Below are 17,299 nucleotides of genomic sequence, written 5' to 3' on the forward strand. Positions count from 1 at the left end.
TAGCGCCTGAGCGCTACCGCGGCAACACGCCGTCGATGGCGCGCTGCATGTCCTCGATTTTACGCTTGTAGTCGCCCAATGCAAATTCGCCGTTCTGGCTGCCGGCCACCGGCGTGGACAGCAGCTCTGCGGACAACTGCAAGGCCGCCATGATTGCGATGCGCTCGGTGCTCGTGCCGGGCTTGCTGCCATTGCGCAGCCGCTGCATGGTGCGGTCCAGGTGCTGGGCCGCCGCAATCACGGACTCGCGTTCGGTCGCGTCGCAGGCCAGGGTGTATTCCCGGCCCAGGATGGTCACATCAAGCCGTTCCATTGGCATTCTCCTCGGTAGCCTCGCGGCGCAGGGCGTCCGGATCGGGGATTCGTGCCAGCACGTCGTCCACGCGATCACGCGCGACGGTCAACAACCGGCGCAGCTGCCGGTTCTCTTCTTCGCTGCGCGCCAGCCGCTCGGCCAGGGTGGCGTTTTCCGCGCGTGCGGCATCCGCGACGCGAGCGAGTTCAGCCCGAGCTGCATTGGCCTGCTGCGTCATGTCGGCACGGGCCGATTCCGCGAACTGGACCAGTGCCTGGACCCGGCTGGCTAGGTGATCGAGATCTTCAAGCATGGGCGTCATCGTAAACCAATCGACGGAATCACAGGGTAGAAGGAGCGCTGATTTCCGGCGTCCCGCAGGACCCTTTCAAAGTTCTTTCAAAACTCGGGAAAACCCCGACCCACCAGGGTTTCTAACCGATAGGCAGGCCGAATCATATCAACTACGATTGCGCACCTCCTGTAGCTTGCGCTTACCGCACACCCAGCTTTCGTAAAGCTTTCAGCAAAGCGACAGCGATTGACAGGCGACAGGGGGCCGTTTCAACCGCAGAGGAGTATCGCACCATGCGAATACAGTCACAGCAAAACTTCTGGTCCGGAGTGATGTTCGTGGTGACCGGGCTGCTTTTCGCCTGGTTCGCGACGGACTACCAAATGGGCACGGCCGCCCGGATGGGTCCAGGTTACTTCCCCTTCTGGCTCGGTACCATCATGGCCGTACTCGGAGCCATCATCGGCATTTCCGCGCTCTCGCCCAAGGCAGAGCGCACCGAGATCGACAAGTTCGACTGGCGCTGCCTGCTCCTCGTGCTGGGCTCGGTCGTCGCCTTCGGCCTGCTGCTCAAGCCGCTGGGCCTGTACCTGTCGCTCGCCGTCCTGGTGATCGGCAGCAGTCTCGCCAGCCACGAGTTCTCGTGGAAGGTCGCCATCGGCAACGCCATCTTCCTGGTGGTCTTCGCGTATGTCGCCTTCGTCAAGGGTCTGGGCCTGATCTTCCCGCTCTACCCCTGGTTCATGGGCTAAGGAGTCACTGCCATGGAATTGCTCTCTAACCTCGCGCTCGGCATGTCCGTCGCGTTCACGCCCGAGAACCTCGCGTACGCGTTTCTCGGCGCGCTGCTCGGCACCCTGATCGGCGTGCTCCCTGGTATCGGCCCGCTGGCGACCATCGCCATGCTGCTGCCGATCACGTATGTGCTGCCGCCCGTCGCCGGCCTGATCATGCTGGCCGGTATCTACTACGGCGCGCAATACGGTGGCTCGACCACCGCCATCCTGGTGAACCTGCCGGGTGAGATTTCTGCGGTGGTGACCGTCCTGGATGGTCACGCCATGGCAAAGAACGGACGCGCAGGGGCGGCGCTGTCGATCGCCGCGCTCGGCTCGTTCTTTGCCGGCTCCGTGGCCACCCTGCTGCTGGCGGCGTTCTCGCCCCCGCTGGCCGAAGTCGCCTTCAAGTTCGGCCCCGCCGAGTACTTCTCGCTGATGGTGCTGGGCCTGATCGGCGCCGTGGTGCTGGCGTCCGGCTCGCTGCTCAAGGCCATCTGCATGATCCTTCTGGGTCTGCTGCTGGGCATGGTCGGCACGGACGTGAACTCCGGTGTGGCGCGCTACGCCTTCAACATCCCCGAACTCCAGGATGGCATCGACTTCGCCGCCGTGGCCATGGGTGTGTTCGGCTTCGCCGAGGTGCTCAACAACCTCGAATTGCGCGATAAGCGTGTGGCCCTGACCTCCAAGATCGGCTCGCTCTATCCGAACAAGCAGGAGTTCAAGGAAGCCGCGCCCGCCGTGCTGCGCGGTACGGCCATCGGTTCGTGCCTGGGCATTCTGCCGGGTGGCGGTGCGGTGCTCTCTTCCTTCGCGTCCTACACGCTGGAGAAGAAGATCGCCAAGGAGCCGCAACGTTTCGGCAAGGGCCACCCGGCCGGTGTGGCAGGCCCCGAGTCCGCCAACAACGCCGCGGCACAGACCTCGTTCATCCCCCTGCTGACCTTGGGCATCCCGGGCAACGCGGTGATGGCCCTGATGGTCGGCGCCATGACGATCCACAACATCCAGCCCGGTCCGCAGGTCATCACCAGCCACCCGGAACTGTTCTGGGGCCTCATCGCCTCGATGTGGATCGGCAACCTGATGCTGGTCGTGCTGAACCTGCCGCTGGTCGGTCTGTGGGTCAAGCTGCTGCAAGTGCCCTACAAGATCCTCTACCCCGCGATCCTGGTGTTCTGCTCGGTGGGTGTCTACACGCTGAACTACAACGTGTTCGACGTGTTCGTCACTGCCGCTTTCGGTCTGATCGGGTACGTGTGGGCCAAGCTCAAGGTGGAAGGCGCTCCGTTGCTGCTCGGTCTGGTGCTCGGCCCGATGATGGAAGAGAACTTCCGTCGCGCGCTGCTGCTGTCCCGTGGCGACTTCATGACCTTCGTGGAGCGCCCGCTGTCCGCGGTGCTCCTCGGCATCGCTGCGGTGCTGGTGATCTTCGTGACGCTGCCGGCGATCCGCAAGAAGCGCGAAGAAACCTTCGTCGAAGAAGATTGATCGCGTGATTCTCGGGGGGTAGTCGACCCCGCCGCCCCCGACGCTCCCGCCTCTCAGAGCCCGGGGGCGTCGTGCTTTTAGGGTCGGGCGTAGCCGCTGCCTCGAGTTGAACGCACGCATGCGTTCGACGCGTCTATCTCGACTATTTGCGATGGGCGCACGATACGACAGGTATCTGGCCCATTTCTGTTGCACTTGGATATGCGCTACTCTAGGGGTTTACCCGAAATGATTGCGATCCGACGGCGCGCAGGCCCGGCGCCGCCATGACATTGCCACCCCATGCGCTTTCAAGACTGGTCCAATCCCTACCCTTCGCTGCGCTCACCGGTCTTCGCCCGTAACGCCGTTGCCACGTCCCAGCCCTTGGCGGGACAGGCGGCGCTGCGCGTGCTCACCGCGGGCGGCAACGCCGTGGACGCCGCCATCGCCGCGGCGGCCACCGTCGCCCTGACAGAGCCTTGCGGCAATGGTCTCGGATCGGATTGCATGGCCATTGTGTGGGACGGCGCGCGGCTGCACGGGCTGAATGCGGCGGGCACGGCACCCGCCGGCTGGTCGGCCGACTACTTTGCGCGCAAGCACGGCGGCGCCATTCCCGCCTTGGGCTGGCACAGCGTCACCATTCCCGGCGCGGTGGCGGGCTGGGCCGCCCTGGCCCAACGCTTCGGCAAGCTCGGCCTCGAAGCCGCCCTCGCACCCGCCATCGAATACGCCGAGCGCGGCTTCGCAGTGTCACCCACGGTGCAGCGCCGCTGGGCCGCCCAGGCCGACACGCTACGCGATCAGCCGGGGTTCGCCGAGCACTTCCTGCCGCGCGGCCGCGCGCCGGAAGTGGGCGAGCACTTCGTCCTGAAAGACGCCGCGGCCACACTTGCGCGCATCGCCACCTCGGAAGGCCGGGACTTCTATGAGGGCGCCACCGCCCACAAGATCGTGGCGCACGCCCAGGCGCACGACGCGGCGCTCACGCTCGCCGATCTGCGCAGCTTCCAGCCTGAATGGGTGGACCTGCTCGGCCGCGACTTCCGCGGTTACACGCTGCACGAGATCCCGCCCAGCGGACAAGGCATTGCCGCCCTCATTGCGCTGGGGATCCTTGATCACCTGGACATCGGCAGTCGTGCGGCAGACCACCCGGCCACGCAGCACCTCATCATCGAAGCCATGAAGCTGGCCTTCGCCGACGTCCACGCACACCTGGCGGATCCACGCCACATGCGGGTCTCGACCGAGGAGATGCTGTCCGACAGCTACCTGGCCGAGCGCGCTCGCCTGATCGACCCCCAACGTGCCCAGACCTACGCCACGGGCCATGCGCCTGCCGGCGGCACCGTGCACCTGAGCGTGGCCGACGAGCGCGGCATGATGGTGAGCCTGGTCCAATCCAATTACCTGGGCTTCGGCTCAGGCGTCGTCGTCCCCGGCACGGGGGTGAGCCTACAGAATCGTGGCCGCGCCTTCAGCCTGGACCCGGCCCACGCCAACGCGGTCGCCGGCGGCAAGCGCCCCTTCCACACGTTGATCCCGGCCTTTCTGACGTACCAGGGCGCCCCCGTCATGAGCTTCGGGCTGATGGGCGGCAACATGCAGCCTCAAGGCCACGTGCAGACGGTCGTGCGCATGCTGGCGTACGGCCAGCAACCGCAGGCGGCCTGCGACGCCCCCCGCTGGCGCTGGACGCAGGGGCTGGATCTGGAAGTCGAATCGGCGATGCCGCCCTCGACCGTGGCGGGCCTGCAGGCGCGCGGCCACCAAGTCGCCGCCACCGCCGACACGCACCAGGATTTCGGCTCCGGCCAGTTCATCTGGCGCCTGGGCGATCCCGCCGTGGACGGCTACGTCGCCGCCAGTGACGGCCGGCGCGACGGTCACGCCGCCGGCTTCTGAGTTTGCGCGCGGCATCGGGAGCCGCCCAAGCGGTCGGCGGCCTTGCCGGCAAACGCGATCGCAGCAGCGCCCCGCCCGCGCCGTCACGCGCACACATCCATGCTACCGTCCTACGGCAGGACAGCGCCGGCCTGGTTGCGCTGTCCGCCCCTTTATCTGACGCCTTCACCCGCCTGCTGCCTGCCATGACCGCCCCTTCCACGACCGCATCCCGTCCCGCTTCGTCTGTCTTGAACGTCGCCTTCGTCGGCCTTGGCGTGATGGGCTACCCAATGGCAGGCCACCTGGCCCGCGCGGTCATCGGGTCCGCGTCTACAACCGCTCGGCAGCCAAGGCCCAGGCGTGGGTCGCCGAACACGGCCATCAGGCCTTGCCCACGCCGCGCGAGGCGGCCCAGGGTGCCGACATCGTGTTCGTCTGCGTCGGCAACGACGACGACCTGCGCAGCGTGGTGCTGGGCGACATGGGGGCCCTCGCTGGTCTCGCCCAGGGTGCGCTGCTGGTCGATCACACCACCGCCTCGGCCGAGGTCGCCCGCGAGCTCCACGCCGCCGCCGCCGCACGCGGTGTCGGTTTCGTCGATGCGCCCGTCTCGGGCGGCCAAGCGGGCGCACAGAACGGGGTGCTCACCGTGATGTGCGGCGGCGAGTCAGCCCACTTCGCGCGCGCCGAGCCGGTGATCCGCGCCTACGCACGCGCCGTCACGTTGCTCGGCGCGCCGGGCGCGGGGCAGCTCGCCAAGATGGTGAACCAGATCTGCATCGCCGGGTTGGTGCAGGCCCTGTCCGAGGGGGTGGCCTTCGGCAAGGCTGCTGGCCTGGACATGAAGGCCGTGCTGGAAGTGATCAGCAAGGGCGCGGCGCAGAGCTGGCAGATGGAAAACCGCGGTGCTACGATGGTCGACGGCCAGTTCGACTTCGGCTTTGCCGTGGACTGGATGCGCAAGGATTTGTCGCTCGTCCTGGACGAAGCCCGCCGCAACGGCGCGCGCACCCCCGTCACGGCCCTGGTCGATCAGTTCTACGGTGATGTCCAGAACATGGGCGGCGGGCGCTGGGATACGTCCAGCCTCATCACGCGACTCTGATCGCGGCGCCACCGTCCCGCACAAGGGCCCGCACCGGGCCCAGGAGACGGCAATGGCGCACGTGCCCTCGCAGGCCCCGGCTCGCTTCGACAGCTTCGCGGCCTTCTATCCCTTCTATCTCTCCGAGCATGCCAACCGCACCTGTCGCCGACTGCATTTTGTCGGCTCCACCGGTGGGCTGGCGTGCTTGGCGATCGCCATCCTCACCCGCAATCCCTGGTGGATTCTCGCCGGGCTCGTCTGGGGCTACGCCCTGGCCTGGGTGGGTCATTTCGCGTTCGAACACAACCGGCCGGCATCCTTCAAGCAGCCGCTCTACAGCTTCCTGGGCGACTGGAAGATGTGGTGGCAGATGGTGACGGGGCGCATACCGCTCTGACGGCCGGCGGGGGGTGCTGCATCGCAGCGATGGGCATGAGGCTTGCTCGATTCTGGGCATTGCGTGCCTGCCGGCGCGCCTCTCACGCGACAGGAGTCTGCCATGACTGCCCCTCTCCAGGACCGCAAGGTCGCCATTCTCGTCACCGACAATTTTGAACAGGTGGAGCTCACCAGCCCGCGCCAGGCCCTGGAGCGCGCAGGTGCCACGGTCCACATCGTCTCGGCCAAGCCCGGTCAGGTGCGTGGCATGCACCACGATGAGAAAGCCGACAGCTTTCCCGTCGACGCCACCTTCGAGGACGTGGATCCGACGCAATACGCCGGCGTCGTGCTGCCAGGCGGCGTCTTCAATTCGGATGCGATCCGGGTCGAGGAAGGCGCGCAGCGCTTCGTGCAGGGCATCCATGAGCAAGGCAAGCCGATTGCAGTGATCTGCCATGGGGCGTGGCTGCTGGTGTCGGCAGGCCTGGTCGATGGCCGCCAGCTCACGAGCTACCCCACCCTGCAGGATGACATCCGCAACGCGGGCGGCGAATGGGTGGACGAGGAAGTCGTGCTGGACGGCAACTTCATCAGCAGCCGCAAGCCCGATGACCTGCCCGCGTTCAACGCCAAGCTGGTCGAAGCGCTGAGCGGGGACGAAGCGGTCACCGAAACGTCGCCCGCCCAGCCCACCTGACGCGAGGCCTGCGGGCCATCCAGTGCCGGGCGACATGGCGCGCGGCGTTCCCGCCGGCGAGTCCTGACCGCACCGAGGACAGTGAACGCGACACGAGGCGGCCCGCCCTGGGCCGCCTCGTCTTATACTGGCGCGGCAAACGCAGGGGTCCTCGTCGAGCATGCTCGACGGGGTGAGATCAGACCCTTTGCACCTGTGCGGATAATGCCGAGACAGGGAGCGTTTTTCCGGGCCGGGGCACACCAGTGCGCTGGCCCGGCGACGTCCTCGTTTTCGGCTCCAACCCTCTTGGAGCTCGTCTTGAACGCCAACCCGAAGTTCCTGGCCGCCACGGCCGAAGTCGACGCCGCTGCCGTCGCGCCCCTCCCCCAGTCCCGAAAGATCTACGCCGCCGGTTCACGGCCCGACATTCGCGTGCCATTTCGCGAGGTGTCGCAGGCGGACACGCCCACCGGATTCGGCGGCGAGCCCAATCCGCCCGTGACGGTCTACGACACGAGCGGCCCCTACACGGATCCCGATGCCCGCATCGACATCCGGCGCGGCCTGCCGCCGCTGCGGGCCGACTGGATCCGCGAGCGCGCCGATACCGAGACCTTGCCCGGCCCGAGCAGCGCCTACGGCCGCGCTCGGCTGTCCGACCCCGCGCTGCAGGCCCTGCGGTTCGACCTGGCCCGTCCGCCACGACGCGCCCTGCCCGGCGCCAACGTCACGCAGATGCACTACGCGCGTCGCGGCATCGTCACGCCCGAGATGGAGTTCGTCGCCATCCGCGAGAACCTGCGTCGCGAGGCCTACGAGGCTGCGCTGCGCGCGAGCGGCCCGACCGGCACGCGCATGGCCGATCTGCTGTTACACCAACACCGGGGGCAAGGCTTCGGCGCCGCCATCCCCGCACGAATCACCCCCGAGTTCGTGCGCGACGAGATCGCCCGGGGCCGCGCCATCCTGCCCGCCAACATCAACCACCCCGAGATCGAGCCGATGATCATCGGTCGCAACTTCCTCGTGAAGATCAACGCCAACATCGGCAACTCGGCCGTCACCTCGTCCATCGGCGAGGAAGTCGAGAAGATGACCTGGGCCATCCGCTGGGGCGGCGACACCGTGATGGATTTGTCCACCGGCAAGCACATCCACGAGACGCGCGAATGGATCCTGCGCAACAGCCCGGTGCCCATCGGCACGGTGCCGCTCTACCAGGCGCTGGAAAAGGTGGACGGCAAGGCGGAAGAACTCACCTGGGAGATCTTCCGGGACACGCTCGTCGAGCAGGCCGAGCAGGGCGTGGATTACTTCACCATCCATGCTGGCGTGCGCCTGCCCTTCGTGCCGCTCACGGCCAACCGCATGACAGGCATCGTCTCGCGCGGTGGCTCGATCATGGCCAAATGGTGTCTCGCGCACCACCGCGAAAGCTTTTTGTACGAACATTTCGAAGACATCTGCGAGATCCTGAAGGCGTACGACGTGAGCTTCTCGCTGGGCGACGGCCTGCGCCCCGGCTCGATCTACGACGCCAATGACCAAGCGCAGTTCGCCGAGCTGAAGACCCTGGGCGAGCTCACCCAGGTGGCCTGGCGCCATGACGTGCAGGTGATGATCGAAGGCCCGGGTCACGTGCCGCTGCACATGATCAAGGAGAACATGGACCTGCAGCTCGAGCACTGCCACGAAGCGCCCTTCTACACGCTCGGCCCGCTCACCACGGACATCGCCCCGGGCTACGACCACATCACTTCGGGCATCGGTGCGGCCAACATCGGCTGGTACGGCACGGCCATGCTGTGCTATGTGACGCCCAAGGAACACCTGGGCCTGCCCAACAAGAAGGACGTCAAGGACGGCATCATCACCTACAAGATCGCGGCCCACGCCGCGGACCTGGCCAAGGGCCACCCGGGCGCCCAGGTGCGCGACAATGCCCTGTCCAAGGCCCGCTTCGAGTTCCGGTGGGACGACCAGTTCAACCTGGGTCTGGATCCGGACACCGCGCGCGAGTTCCACGATGAGACCTTGCCCAAGCAGGCGATGAAGGTGGCGCACTTCTGCTCGATGTGCGGACCGCATTTCTGCAGCATGAGAATCACGCAGGAAGTGCGCGCCTATGCGGCCGAACACGGCGTGACCGACACGGCTGCGCTGCGCAGCGGCATGCAGGAGAAGGCCCTGGAATTCCGGCGCTCCGGCAGCGCGCTCTATCACCGCACCTGAACCCGACTCACCCTTGCGCGAGCGCCGAACGTTGCGCGACAGCACGGCACGAACCCGTGCTGTCGCGTCCGGCTGACCCCGGCGTCGTAGTACCATCCTACCCACCATGACTGACACACTCACCATCGCCGGCAAGGACTATCGCTCCCGCCTCCTCGTGGGCACCGGCAAGTACCGCGACTTCGATCAGACCCGTGCCGCCATCGACGCGAGCGGCGCCGAGATCGTCACCGTGGCCATCCGCCGCACCAACATCGGCCAGAACGCGAACGAACCGAGCCTGCTCGATTACCTGCCGCCGGATCAGTACACGCTGCTGCCGAACACGGCGGGCTGCTACACGGCCGACGACGCCGTGCGCACGCTGCGCCTCGCGCGCGAGCTGCTCGACGGACACAAGCTCGTCAAGCTCGAAGTGCTGGGCGATCCGCACACCCTCTTTCCCAACATGCCCGAAACCCTGGCTGCCGCGAAGACGCTGGTGGCCGATGGCTTCGACGTGATGGTCTATTGCACGGACGATCCGGTGCAGGCGCGCATGCTGGAAGACATCGGGTGCGTGGCGGTGATGCCGCTCGCCTCGCTGATCGGCTCGGGCATGGGCATCCTCAATCCGTGGAACCTGAAACTCATCATCGAGCAGGCCCGCGTGCCGGTGCTCGTCGATGCGGGCGTGGGCACGGCGAGCGACGCCGCGGTGGCCATGGAGCTGGGTTGCGACGGCGTGCTGATGAACACCGCGATCGCCGCCGCGGACGACCCGATCGCCATGGCGCAAGCCATGAATCTGGCCGTGCAGGCGGGCCGCCTGGCCTACCGGGCCGGCCGCATGCCGCGCAAGACGTACAGCGCCGCCCCGAGCTCGCCCACGGGCGGCATGATCGCACCGAGCCGCCCGGCCACGGGCCAACCGGCGTGATGAGCACGGCACAGGACCGCAACGTCTGGGCCGTGGGCGATCTGCAGGGCTGCTGCTCGGCGTTCGACGCGCTGCTGCAGCATCCGCACGTCGCCGAGGACACCGACGCGCAGTTCTGGCTCGCGGGCGATCTCGTCAACCGCGGACCCCAGTCGCTCGGCACCCTGCGCCACGTGATGGCGCTGGGCGATCGGGCGATCAGTGTGCTGGGCAATCACGATCTGCACCTGCTCGCGGCGGCCGCGGGCGAGCGCAAGCTGCGCCGCAGCGACACGCTGGCCGAGATTCTCGACGCGCACGACGCGCGCGAGATCATCGACTGGGTACGACATCGTCCCCTCGCACACGCCGGGCATGGTCACCTGATGATCCATGCAGGCGTGCTGCCCGGCTGGACGCCCGAGGACGTGCTCGCGCGGGCGGCAGAGGTCGAGACCGTGCTGCGCGGTCCCGACTGGAAGCGGTTCATGGCGAGCATGTATGGCGACGAGCCCGCCGCCTGGCGCAACGGCCTGCGTGGCATGGACCGCCTGCGCGTCATCGTCAATGCCCTCACCCGCCTGCGCTTTTGCAGCGCCAAGGGCGTGATGGAGTTCGAGACCAAGTCCGAGGCCGACGACGCTCCGGCCGGCTTCATGCCGTGGTTCGACGTACCTGAGCGCCGTACCGCAGGCACACCCATCGTCTTCGGGCACTGGTCCACGCTCGGGCTCAAACTCACCGACGACCTGCTCGCGCTGGACACGGGCTGCGTCTGGGGCGGAAAGCTCACCGCCGTGCGCCTGCAGGATCGCGCTTTGGTGCAGATCGATTGCGCCGCCATGCCGGGCGTGCGCGCGCCACGCTGACGCGCCGCGAGGCCAGCGCCGCGGGCCTGTCGCCAGCGTGTTCCTTGGCCATGCCGTTCAGCGGTCGAGTTCGGCCGCCAGGGCCGTCTTCTCTGCACCCGGCTTCACCGCGCCCGCCACGCGCTCCGGCGCGAACACCAACGTGAACGTACTGCCGCGACCGGGCTCGCTCGCGATGCCAAGTTCGGCATCATGGCGCATGGCCACGTGCTTGACGATGGCCAGCCCCAGGCCAGTCCCACCCGAGGCGCGCGAGCGGCTGCGGTCCACGCGATAGAAGCGCTCGGTGAGGCGCGGCAGATGCTTGGCCTCGACGCCGATGCCCGTATCGGTCACTGTCAACGTCGGGCTGCCTTCCTCCCCCAGGCACCACGTGACGGACACGGTGCCGCCTGCAGGCGTGTAGCGCACGGCATTGACGACGAGATTGGACACGGCCGATGCCAGCTCCGTGGCGGTGCCGTGCACGTCCAGCCCGGGCGTGATGTTCCACTGCAAGGTGTGTTGCCCACCCGAAAGCGCCGTGGCCTGCTGACGCACGGTATCGATGATGGCCACCATGCCGGCAGCTGACGGATGCTCGTGCACCCGGCTCGACTCCAGGGTGGACAGCGTGAGCAGATCGGCGACCAGGCTCTGCATGCGCTGCGACTGCTCGTGCATCATCTCGAAGTACTGGCCCTGCTGCTCGGGGGCAATGGCACCTGGGGGGGCATCCCGGATCGTCTCCAGGAATCCCATCAGCACCGTGAGCGGCGTGCGCAGCTCGTGCGAGACGTTGGCGACGAAATCGCGCCGCGTCGTCTCCAGTCGTTCGATCTGCGTGACGTCGCGCGCCACCAGCAGACGCTGGCGACGGCCGTAGTCGATGAACTGCACCATGAGCTGGCGATCGGAATGCGCGGGCGAGGGCACGACGCGCGGCTCCGGCCATTCCGACTGCTGGGCGTAGCGCACGAATTCCGGGCTGCGCACCAGATTGAGCAGGTTCTGTCCGCGATCGGCCGGCAGGCGGATCCCCAGATTGCGCCGTGCCTCGCGGTTGCACCAGTCGATGTGGAAGTCTTCCGTGAGCGTGACCACGCCATCGGGCAAGGCCTGCGAGGCGGCGAGCCAGCTCTGCACCGTCTCGCGCGCCTCGGCGATGTCCCGTTCCTGCTTGCGCTGATGACGATGCAGGCGCACCAGCGCCTCTTCCCAGCTGCCCGTGGCCGCGGGCGGTGCCTGGCGCATGTCCGCCGTCCAGGCGAGCAGCCGCGACAGGCCGCGCAGGTGCAGCACGAGCAGGAACAGGAGGCCGGCCGAGAAGCCGATCCAGCCTGCGTTGCCGCCGAAGGCGGCCCGCAGGATCAGGGCACCCGCCGCGATCAGCAGGAGCCAGAAGAGATTGCGCAACCAAAGCATGGGATGACGGCGTCCAGGGCGTACGACAGGCCAGGCGTGGCCGGCGATCCGGGCATCAGCGCGCGCGGCACGGCGCGGTGGCCGGCCGCGTCAGGGCGCCTATGATACTTTTTCCGGCCGGGCGGCGAAGCGGTAGCCACTGCCACGCACGGTCTCGACGTGGCGGTCGTGGCCGGTGGCATGCAAGGCCTTGCGCAGACGGCGGATGTGCACGTCCACCGTGCGTTCCTCGACGAAGACGTGATCGCCCCAGACCTGATCCAGGAGCTGCGTGCGCGAGAACACGCGCTCCGGATGCGTCATGAAGAAGTGCAGCAGGCGGAATTCCGTGGGACCGACGGTGAGCGGGTGTTCGTTGCCCGCGACCCGGTGCGTGGCCGGGTCCAGCCGCAGGCCCGCCACTTCGATGAGATCGTCCGTGAGCTGGGGGGCGCGACGGCGCAGCACAGCCTTGATGCGGGCCATCAGCTCGCGCGGCGAGAAAGGCTTGGTGATGTAGTCGTCGGCGCCCACCTCCAGGCCTTCGACCTTGTCCTGCTCGTCGCTCTTGGCGGTGAGCATGATGAGGGGCACATCGCGGGTGCGGGCTTCGCCACGCAGCTTGCGTGCGAGCGAGATACCCGAGGCACCCGGCAGCATCCAGTCGAGCAGGATGAGATCGGGCAGTTCGCCGCGGATCACGTGCTGCGCTGCCTCGGCGTCGTCAGCGCGCAGCACCCGGTGGCCGGCGAGCCCCAGGTTCACCGCGATGAGTTCCTGGATCGCGGGCTCGTCCTCGACCACCAATACCGTACTCGACATGAAGAAAATCTCGAAGAATGACGGTTGCGATAGTATGGCCGAATTGTTGCAGTCACATGACGCGGATCATGCCTGTCACACGCCGTTGTCATATTTCGATCGCCCCCCTCTGAGGAACGCCATGGCCGGCCTCACCCCCGCCACCCCCCATCCCGTCAATCTCGTCGTGCACCAGCGCTCGCGCGTGCTCGAAGTCGCCTTCGACAATGGCGAGACCTATCGCCTGCCCTTCGAACTGCTGCGCGTCTACAGCCCTTCGGCGGAAGTGCGCGGCCACGGGCAGGGCCAGGAGATCCTGCAGACAGGCAAGCGCGAGGTGGACATCGTGGCCATGGAGCCGGTGGGAAACTATGGCGTGCGCCCGCGCTTTTCGGATGGCCACGAAACCGGCATCTATTCGTGGGACGTCCTGTATGACCTGGGCGCGCATCAGGAAGCGCGCTGGGCCGACTACCTGGCCCGCCTGGAGGCTGCAGGTGCCAGCCGCGATCCCATGACCGAGACGACCCTGCAACGGCCGGGTGCGGTAAAGTGACGGCATTCCACTCGACCCCACGCTCATGACTGCTGGCTCCTCCCCGAACGCCAATCCCGCCCCGGGCACCACCCATTTCGGCTTCCAGACGGTGGCCGAGGACGAGAAGCACCGGCGCGTGGCCGAGGTGTTCCATTCCGTGGCCCAGCGCTACGACGTCATGAACGACATGATGTCGGGCGGCCTGCACCGGGTCTGGAAGCATTTCACCGTCAGCCGCGCCAACGTGCGTCCAGGCATGAAGGTGCTGGACATCGCCGGCGGCACGGGCGATCTTGCCCGCGCCTTCGCCAAGCGCGCGGGCCCCACGGGCGAGGTCTGGCTCACGGACATCAACGATTCCATGCTGCGCGTGGGCCGCGATCGCCTGCTCGACAAGGGCGTGCTGTCGCCCGTGGCGGTCTGCGATGCCGAGAAGCTCCCGTTCCCGGACGCGTATTTCGATCGGGTCTCCGTGGCCTTCGGCCTGCGCAACATGACCCACAAGGACCGGGCACTCGCCGAGATGACGCGCGTGCTCAAGCCGGGCGGCAAGCTGCTCGTGCTCGAGTTCTCGCGCGTGGCGGCGCCCCTGGCGCCGGCCTACGACTGGTATTCCTTCAATATCCTGCCCTGGCTCGGCAAGCGCATCGCCAATGACGAGTCGAGCTACCGCTACCTGGCCGAGTCGATCCGCATGCATCCGGACCAGGAGACCCTGGCCGGCATGCTGGCCGACGCGGGTCTTGCCCGGGTGCAGTATTTCAACCTGACGGCAGGCGTCTGCGCGCTGCACGAGGGCGTGCGGCTCTAAACCGACGCCAGGCGCTTGGGGGCTGCCACGGCCCCGGCGCCCCCGCATCCGGGGCTACTGATCGAGACTCCGTGCCCCCGCCTGGCCGGAACGAAAAATGCGAGCGATCGGCGGAACTTTCCCCCGCGCGCGCGATCTCAACAGGTACTGTTCCACCAAAGCACCTTAGATCATTCGGTGTTTCCCCAGGGAAGCACCCCAAGACAACTCGGAGATGCCCCACATGTCACGAAGCCTGACCTCTCGCCTCTGCGCGATCGCCATCACCGTGTTCAGCACGGTGGCGATGCTCGCCGTGTCGTTCGAGGCCGAAGCCCAACGCAGACTGGGCGGCGGTAACTTCGGTCGCCAATCCTCGAACGTGACGCAAATGCGCACGCCGGCCACGCCGCCCGCCGCCAACAGCGCTCGTACGGCACAAGGCCAGCCCAACACGCCGGCCGCGGCGCCGCAGGTACCGGCGCTGCTGCCGCGGGCGCGGCACGCTCCGGCGCGTCGCGCTGGTTCGGCCCCATCGCTGGCATTGCTGCCGGCCTGGGCATCGCCGCGCTGCTCTCGAGCATGGGCCTGGGTGCCGCCGCTGCCGAGTTCATCGCCAGCCTGCTGCTCATCGGCCTCGTGGTCTTCGCGGTCATCTTCCTGGTTCGTCGTCTGATGGGAGGCGCCCGTCGCCAAGCCTACCAGGGCGCCAACCAGGCCAACCCCAACGTGATGCACCGTGCCGCGCAGCGTCCCGAGCCGGTCCAGCAGCCCCAGCTGCAGCCGCAGGCCGCGCCTCCGGCGTCGCTGTCGCGCCGCATCGGCATGCAGTCCACCGCCCACCCGGCCGTGGCTGCCACCAGCGCCGCGCCGGTCGACGGCACCTGGCACATCCCGGCGGGCTTCGACGTGCAGCAGTTCCTGCAGAACGCCAAGCAGCACTTCATCGCGCTGCAAGGCGCGTGGGATCGCAACGACCTCGCCGAAATGCGCGAGTACATGTCGGACGAGATGGTCGAAGCCCTGCGCGAGCCGCTCTCCCAGCGTGAAGCCGGCGGCAAGACGGACGTCATCCTGCTCAACGCCGAAATGCTGGGTGTGGAAACGATTCCGGAAGGCAATCTCGCCAGCGTGCGCTTCTCGGGCATGCTGAAGGACGATTCCGGGCCCGAAGCCTACCGCTTCGAGGAAGTGTGGCACTTCCTGAAGCCGGTCCAGGGCGGTTGGGTGCTCGCCGGCATCCAGCAGATCCCGGTCGAATACGAAGGCTGATCGATGGGCGGCCTCGCGCCGCCTCCGCTGCCTCGAAACCCGCGCTTCGGCGCGGGTTTTTTTTCGGGTGTGGCGCGTGCCTCAGTCGCTGGACTGCACGCCGGGCGGGTGATGCCAGGTCCACCCGCCCTCGCCCTTCTGCTTGACGCGATACAAGGCCTGGTCGGCTCGGCGCAACACCATCTGCAGCGATTCGCCATCCTGTGGATACAGCGCCACGCCGATACTCACGTCCAGAGTGAGACGCTGGCCCTCGACGTCGATCGGTTCGCACACGGCCGCGCGCAGTCGCCGGCACACCAGCGCTGCATCGGCGGGGTCGTTGAGCAAGGGCAGCAGCACGACGAACTCGTCGCCGCCCATTCGGCAGATCAGGTCGTCCTCGCGCAGACAGGACGACAACCGGCGCCCCACGATCGTGAGCACTTCGTCGCCCACGTCGTGGCCATGCTGGTCGTTCACGGCCTTGAAGCCGTCCAGGTCGGCCATCAGCAGCGCCGCACTGCTGTGCTCGCGCTGCCCCTCGATGTCGGCCGTCCAGCGGTTCTGCAGGGCCCGCCGGTTCGCGAGGCCCGTGAGGGCGTCTTCGTCGGCGAGCCGCCGCAGGGCCTGGGCGGCCAACGCACGGTCCGAGACATCCTCGAACGTGGCGATCCCGATGCCGACGGAATGCAGCAGGATGCCGCGGTACTGCACCGTGATCAGGCTGCCGTCGGCACGCACGGCCTGGACCTCCCAGGGCCCGATGTCCACAACGCCCTTGCCTGGCGGCTGCCAGAGATCGGCCCACAGGCTGCGGGCCGCCAGGCGATCCGCCTCGCGCGGATAGGCGCCGTCGATCCAGCTGGACACGGTCGGAAAATCACCGAGCACGTAGCCAAAGAGCTGCGTGAATGCACGATTCATGAACTGGATGCGGCCGTCCTTCAGGGATGCCCAGGACAAGGCGATCGGCAAGGCATCGAGGATGACCGGCAGATCCTGCACGGGCAGCGCCGGGCCACGAGGAAGCTCATCGTCCGGGTGAGAATTCACACATATCTCCAGTGATACAGACCAGTGACGGCCTGGCCCGCGGCATCGCGGTGCGCCCTAAGCAAGAACCCGGCCGCACGAGCCCGCGTGCGCGCGCGGGAAACGTCTAACATGACCTCGCGCTGTCGTCGCCACAACGCCCACCTGGAAGCCACCATGATCGCCAGCGTCCTCATTGCCTTCGTTGCCATTATCCACGCCTACATCCTGGTGTTGGAGATGTTCCTGTGGACGCGTCCGGCCGGTCGCAAGGCCTTTGGTCTGACCGAAGACTTCGCCCGCGAGACCGCCACGCTGGCCGCCAACCAAGGGCTCTACAACGGTTTTCTCAGTGCCGGACTGGTGTATGGTCTGTTGCTCGGCCCGGAAGGTCATGCGTTCAAGGTGTTCTTCCTGGTCTGCGTAATCGTGGCCGGGGTCTATGGTGCTGCCACGGCGAGCCGGAAGATCCTCTTCGTCCAGGCCTTGCCTGCCGTCGCGGCGCTCGTCGCCCTGCTCGCCGGGGTGTGATCGTCCCTCGCCTCGTGTCTGCCGCGCAGCGGCAGGCACCTTGTCCCGTCCCGCCCTGGCGTCACTGTCACACGGTATAACGGCAGCCGCGC

General features: G+C 67.3%; 18 protein-coding genes and 1 pseudogene. 14 read left to right on the forward strand and 5 right to left on the reverse strand.

Annotated elements, in window-relative coordinates; genetic code table 11:
• Positions 1-13: 13 nt before the first annotated feature.
• Positions 14-313, reverse strand: coding sequence for a cell division protein ZapA (locus IMZ29_RS11155; RefSeq protein WP_216183722.1), 300 nt, complete (start codon positions 311-313; stop codon positions 14-16).
• The gene (locus tag IMZ29_RS11160) at positions 300-608 is read right to left on the reverse strand and encodes an MreC domain-containing protein (RefSeq protein ID WP_216183724.1); all 309 of its coding nucleotides are present in this window, start codon (positions 606-608) and stop codon (positions 300-302) included. The genes IMZ29_RS11155 and IMZ29_RS11160 overlap by 14 nt, the downstream gene beginning before the upstream one ends.
• A 275-nt stretch (positions 609-883) precedes the next feature.
• Between IMZ29_RS11160 and IMZ29_RS11165 the strand changes: the two genes are divergently transcribed.
• The 9 genes and pseudogenes from IMZ29_RS11165 to IMZ29_RS11205 all read left to right on the forward strand — a co-directional run bounded on the left by IMZ29_RS11165 (position 884) and on the right by IMZ29_RS11205 (position 10,878).
• Complete coding sequence (locus IMZ29_RS11165; protein WP_216183726.1) at positions 884-1,342, forward strand: tripartite tricarboxylate transporter TctB family protein; 459 nt, start codon at positions 884-886, stop codon at positions 1,340-1,342.
• A gap of 12 nt (positions 1,343-1,354) precedes the next feature.
• Positions 1,355-2,860, forward strand: a complete 1,506-nt coding sequence (locus IMZ29_RS11170) for a tripartite tricarboxylate transporter permease (RefSeq protein WP_216183728.1) — start codon at positions 1,355-1,357, stop codon at positions 2,858-2,860.
• A gap of 282 nt (positions 2,861-3,142) precedes the next feature.
• Positions 3,143-4,750: a gamma-glutamyltransferase family protein gene (locus IMZ29_RS11175; protein ID WP_216183730.1), complete on the forward strand. Its 1,608-nt coding sequence runs from the start codon at positions 3,143-3,145 to the stop codon at positions 4,748-4,750.
• Positions 4,751-5,010: 260 nt separating this feature from the next.
• A pseudogene (locus IMZ29_RS11180) lies at positions 5,011-5,837 on the forward strand (NAD(P)-dependent oxidoreductase).
• Between the two features lie 52 nt (positions 5,838-5,889).
• Positions 5,890-6,216: an Mpo1-like protein gene (locus tag IMZ29_RS11185; protein WP_216183732.1), complete on the forward strand. Its 327-nt coding sequence runs from the start codon at positions 5,890-5,892 to the stop codon at positions 6,214-6,216.
• A 102-nt stretch (positions 6,217-6,318) separates the two neighbouring features.
• The gene (locus tag IMZ29_RS11190; RefSeq protein WP_216183734.1) at positions 6,319-6,897 is read left to right on the forward strand and encodes a type 1 glutamine amidotransferase domain-containing protein; all 579 of its coding nucleotides are present in this window, start codon (positions 6,319-6,321) and stop codon (positions 6,895-6,897) included.
• Positions 6,898-7,197: 300 nt separating this feature from the next.
• On the forward strand, positions 7,198-9,111 hold the full coding sequence (thiC, locus tag IMZ29_RS11195) for a phosphomethylpyrimidine synthase ThiC (RefSeq protein WP_253207046.1): 1,914 nt from the start codon (positions 7,198-7,200) through the stop codon (positions 9,109-9,111).
• 106 nt (positions 9,112-9,217) lie between these two features.
• Complete coding sequence (locus IMZ29_RS11200; protein ID WP_216183738.1) at positions 9,218-10,030, forward strand: thiazole synthase; 813 nt, start codon at positions 9,218-9,220, stop codon at positions 10,028-10,030.
• Entirely contained in the window at positions 10,030-10,878 is an 849-nt protein-coding gene (locus IMZ29_RS11205) for a symmetrical bis(5'-nucleosyl)-tetraphosphatase (protein WP_216183740.1), read from the forward strand. The genes IMZ29_RS11200 and IMZ29_RS11205 overlap by 1 nt, the downstream gene beginning before the upstream one ends.
• 57 nt (positions 10,879-10,935) lie before the next feature.
• On the opposite strand, the gene phoR is transcribed toward IMZ29_RS11205, so the two are convergent.
• Both phoR and phoB read right to left on the reverse strand, forming a co-directional pair.
• Complete coding sequence (gene phoR / locus IMZ29_RS11210) at positions 10,936-12,282, reverse strand: phosphate regulon sensor histidine kinase PhoR (protein ID WP_216183742.1); 1,347 nt, start codon at positions 12,280-12,282, stop codon at positions 10,936-10,938.
• A 99-nt stretch (positions 12,283-12,381) separates the two neighbouring features.
• Positions 12,382-13,083 (reverse strand): phosphate regulon transcriptional regulator PhoB, encoded by a 702-nt coding sequence (gene phoB / locus IMZ29_RS11215; RefSeq protein ID WP_216183744.1) that lies wholly within the window; start codon positions 13,081-13,083, stop codon positions 12,382-12,384.
• A gap of 121 nt (positions 13,084-13,204) precedes the next feature.
• On the opposite strand from phoB, the gene IMZ29_RS11220 reads away from it, so the two are divergent.
• The 4 genes from IMZ29_RS11220 (at position 13,205) to IMZ29_RS11230 (ending at position 15,662) form a co-directional block, all read left to right on the forward strand.
• Positions 13,205-13,618, forward strand: coding sequence for a gamma-butyrobetaine hydroxylase family protein (locus tag IMZ29_RS11220; RefSeq protein ID WP_216183746.1), 414 nt, complete (start codon positions 13,205-13,207; stop codon positions 13,616-13,618).
• A 25-nt stretch (positions 13,619-13,643) separates the two neighbouring features.
• Positions 13,644-14,411 carry a bifunctional demethylmenaquinone methyltransferase/2-methoxy-6-polyprenyl-1,4-benzoquinol methylase UbiE gene (gene ubiE, locus IMZ29_RS11225; RefSeq protein ID WP_216183748.1) on the forward strand — a complete coding sequence of 256 codons (768 nt, stop codon included), beginning with the start codon at positions 13,644-13,646 and terminating at the stop codon, positions 14,409-14,411.
• Positions 14,412-14,634: 223 nt separating this feature from the next.
• Positions 14,635-15,066 carry a hypothetical protein gene (locus IMZ29_RS23295; protein WP_371820233.1) on the forward strand — a complete coding sequence of 144 codons (432 nt, stop codon included), beginning with the start codon at positions 14,635-14,637 and terminating at the stop codon, positions 15,064-15,066.
• On the forward strand, positions 14,973-15,662 hold the full coding sequence (locus tag IMZ29_RS11230; RefSeq protein WP_371820234.1) for a Tim44 domain-containing protein: 690 nt from the start codon (positions 14,973-14,975) through the stop codon (positions 15,660-15,662). The genes IMZ29_RS23295 and IMZ29_RS11230 overlap by 94 nt, the downstream gene beginning before the upstream one ends.
• Positions 15,663-15,743: 81 nt before the next feature.
• Here IMZ29_RS11230 and IMZ29_RS11235 read toward each other — a convergent pair whose 3' ends face one another.
• Positions 15,744-16,697 carry a diguanylate cyclase domain-containing protein gene (locus IMZ29_RS11235; RefSeq protein ID WP_216183750.1) on the reverse strand — a complete coding sequence of 318 codons (954 nt, stop codon included), beginning with the start codon at positions 16,695-16,697 and terminating at the stop codon, positions 15,744-15,746.
• Between the two features lie 111 nt (positions 16,698-16,808).
• Here IMZ29_RS11235 and IMZ29_RS11240 point away from each other — a divergent pair, with 111 nt between their 5' ends.
• Positions 16,809-17,207 carry a DUF1304 domain-containing protein gene (locus IMZ29_RS11240; protein ID WP_253207047.1) on the forward strand — a complete coding sequence of 133 codons (399 nt, stop codon included), beginning with the start codon at positions 16,809-16,811 and terminating at the stop codon, positions 17,205-17,207.
• Positions 17,208-17,299: the final 92 nt, after the last annotated feature.

It is taken from the genome of Verticiella alkaliphila (genome assembly GCF_018904615.1).
GTDB classification, from domain to species: Bacteria; Pseudomonadota; Gammaproteobacteria; order Burkholderiales; family Burkholderiaceae_B; genus Verticiella; species Verticiella alkaliphila.